Origin of the sequence: Shewanella sp. T24-MNA-CIBAN-0130, from assembly GCF_040310185.1 — a bacterium.
Lineage (GTDB): Bacteria > Pseudomonadota > Gammaproteobacteria > Enterobacterales > Shewanellaceae > Shewanella > Shewanella psychromarinicola.
On record NZ_JBEOPP010000297.1, the window covers coordinates 1 to 274 of the forward strand.

Sequence of the window (274 nt, forward strand, 5' to 3'; positions counted from 1 at the left end):
ATATTGACTTATACCAATTACATTGGCCAAATCGTTGCACTCCTCATTTTGCAAGGCAATGGCCTGGCATGCTTAAATTTACTGATGTCGATGCAGAACAACACACCGCTGATATGCTTGATATTTTAGAGGGGTTAGATGCGTGTGTTAAAGCAGGAAAAATTAAGCATTGTGGGCTTTCTGATGATACGCCTTGGGGAATTAGCCAATTTTTAAATTTATCAAAAGAGCATAACTTGCCAAAAATGGTGTCAATCCAAAACGAGTTTAGCCT

The 274-nt window shown here is 38.7% G+C and carries 1 protein-coding gene; it reads left to right on the forward strand.

Features of this window, described 5'->3' with window-relative positions; all coding sequences use genetic code 11:
- On the forward strand, nt 1–274 hold a 274-nt coding region (locus tag AAEZ02_RS22455; RefSeq protein ID WP_351125249.1), incomplete at both ends, for an aldo/keto reductase.